Genomic DNA, 2,912 nt, shown 5'->3' with positions numbered 1-2,912 from the left:
TAATCTCCGCATAATTTGCGGAGATTAGCAAAATTATTCTCCGCAAAAGCTTTTGGGTGGCATAATAGCCCCAAATAAAGTATCTTTCAGAAATAAATAAATCGCCCAATACTTACGTTAATGCAAAAGCCAATAAATCTTTGGTATTGGCATCAGTTTTTTGGAATAAATAGTAAATTTGTTTACGCATTAATCCTTTCTTAGCTATTACTTTATGAAATACATCCTTCCACTTACCATTAACAACCGCCGCACCAATTACCTTGATTTAAAAGGAAGATTTTCTGAAAGTAACGAGTCTTTTATCATCGAATTACCCTTAGAAAACAACGCTTTTACGCTGTTTTCGATTGATAAAAGCAAATTGATGCAGACCCTCGTGACCAACGAAAGTGATGTTTTGTTGGCCAATTTGCAGTTGAATGTGTCGTTTGATGCCACAATTCCGCAATTACACATTCATTTATCGACGTCGAGCAAACCCGCTGCGTTTCAAGCCAACACCGACGAAGAGGATGATTGGAAGAATCCAACAAAACCACAGCCAACGCTTGTTCAGACTACTTTTCAGCAAAATTCTTATCTCTTGGGCGACATTGAGTTTTCGGTCATTGATAATGCCAATGATTTTAAAATCATCGGTCATTACATCGACCATATTCCCGAAGAACCGATTCAGCAAGATTATATCAACTGCCATTTTTCGTACGAAAGCAATGGCAAAACCTACCAAAATAGGCTACATTTTCATTTAGCTCATGCAAGTTGTTTCCATCATTTCGGACTCGATTTTGGTTCGGAGGCATCGCAACTAAAAGTCAGCAATTATCAATACATCAACCGCCGATATACCAAGAAAAGTCCTTCTAAAAGTTTGTTTAAATTGGTCAAGGATTTTAAAGGACTCACCGAAGACGACCAAAATTTTATTCAATTCGAGAAAAACACCGACTTCATCAAGTCGATTTTCTTTTTGAAGAAAAAACTGCATGATTTTCACGAAAGAAAGGATAGATTTATCAAAAATGAAGATGAATTGAAGTTTTTGGTGCAGAAAAACGAACTCAATTCTAATCTGACCAATAATTTTCATCAGCTTTCAAACCTCAAATTGGCTCACAAACACGGCGATATTTTGAAGTTTATGGATTTTCAGTCAATCCTCAACGACAAAGTGCGTTCGCTGAGTTTAGACGACCTCAAAAATCAGGCATATTCTACCATTCTTAAATCTTTTATTGAGGCAACCCTGCACAACGTGCTTGACGACGAAAGCGAAAATACCTTCATTCGTTTTACGGTTTTGGTGCCAAATATTTATAGTATTCACGAAGTAGCCAACACAAAAGAAGTTATCAACGAGATTTTCAAGGATTTGCAGCAGCACGCCTACGCCCACAAAATAAAGGCTTGGGAGGTAGTGACGATTTCGGAAAGTGATGCTGCATTTTTGGGCTATTTCAGCAAAGGACTCAACGAAATCAGTGCCAATAAATACTACATTATCGTTGATTGCGGCAAAGGCACAACCGATTTTTCGATTATCCAAACGGGGTCGAATAATTCACGCAAAATCAAATCTTTGTATCGCAATGGTTTTGCGGGGGCGGGCAATCTGATAAGCTACGCTTTCTTTGAGTCGATTTTGCATTTTATTCTCAAAAACTCGCTCAATCCTGCGGCTACGAAGGCGTTTTTCTTGGAATCGCTCGAAAAGGCCGAAAAAGGACAAATGAATCAGCTTTTCGAGAAAATCGAATCGCTTAAATTTCAGTACAGCAAACGTTCACCCGAAAACCAAGAGGCGGTCGAACGAGCATGGAATGCGGCCGCTCAAAGTGGGGATGTCAATCTCCGCACTTTTGCCAATAACGAATTTACGGCCACCATCGCCAACCTCAATTTGCTCTTGCAGAAAGTCGATGGTTTTTATGATTGGGGCGGTTATGTTGAAAACGCTTGCGAGGTAATTACTTCCAACATCGTTGAAAACATGAAGGGCGTAGTGACAAACATCGAAAAAGGAATTGATTGTGAAGGTATTTTATTGACGGGTCGAGGATTTTTGTTTGCTCCGCTTTTGGAGAAACTCAAAGAGAAAATGACGAAAGATTTAGGTTTTTCGAGCAATTTGATAAAAATGCCAACCGAAGCCAGCCAACTAAAAGCCATTTGTTTAGATGGGATTTTTGCCAGCGGCTACATCGTGCATCCCGAATTAGTTGGTTTCCCGATTCAGATTTCTACTCGCAAACAAGAGAAAGCTCCAACGCCAACTAAGGCCAAAATGCCAGCGTTTTTTGATTTCTTGCTGCGTCTGAGCAATATGCACGATAATTATGACGAGTCGAAAAACTCGTATCGCATCAATGATTTAGATTCGTTGAAATTTTTAATCGGAAATACGCTTTATACAGTTGCCGATACTAATTTTCACGATAAAAAATGGCTCGAAACGCCACCCGATTTGATTTTTACGAAAGAGGGTTTTTATGTCAGAAATATTTCAAAAAGCAATCAGATAAAAGGCTATTCGGGACTCGAACAAAATTCCGAGATTGATACCGTTACGCTGCAATACCTGATACCGTCGCTGTTTCCTGCTAAAATTGATATTGAATACATTCAGTCTTTGAAAGGAAATCAACCACCACCCGATGATAATTTATTGAATTTGATTAGTTTATTGCCTGATTGAGATAAAGTTTGTTAATTTCTGTTTATTAAAAGCCCTTCTCCTTTGAGGAGAAGGGTTGGGATGAGGTTAAAAGGTCTATAAATTTGTCAAAAATGTTGCGTTTTGACCTCACCCTAAATCCCTCTCCTAAAAAAAGGAGAGGGACTTATAGAAGAACTTAATACCTCCCCTTGAAAATAAGGGGAGGAAAGAAAAAAGACCTTTATTTGAAGAG

Annotated in this window: 1 protein-coding gene; it reads left to right on the top strand. The window is 38.7% G+C overall.

Annotated features, from left to right (window positions below; translation table 11 throughout):
- Positions 1-214: 214 nt before the first annotated feature.
- Positions 215-2,698, top strand: a complete 2,484-nt coding sequence (locus tag ACOVO2_RS09520; protein WP_421769736.1) for a hypothetical protein — start codon at positions 215-217, stop codon at positions 2,696-2,698.
- The last annotated feature ends 214 nt before the right edge of the window (positions 2,699-2,912 follow it).

Source organism: Emticicia sp. (assembly GCF_049241225.1).
Taxonomy (GTDB): Bacteria; Bacteroidota; Bacteroidia; order Cytophagales; family Spirosomataceae; genus Emticicia.
Note: the sequence above shows the minus strand (reverse complement) of the source record. Positions and strands in the feature narration are given on the sequence as shown.

Excerpts from the sequence above, each read along its gene's own strand:
- ACOVO2_RS09520 (WP_421769736.1), top strand. The coding sequence starts at position 215 with ATGAAATACATCCTTCCACTTACCATTAACAACCGCCGCACCAATTAC.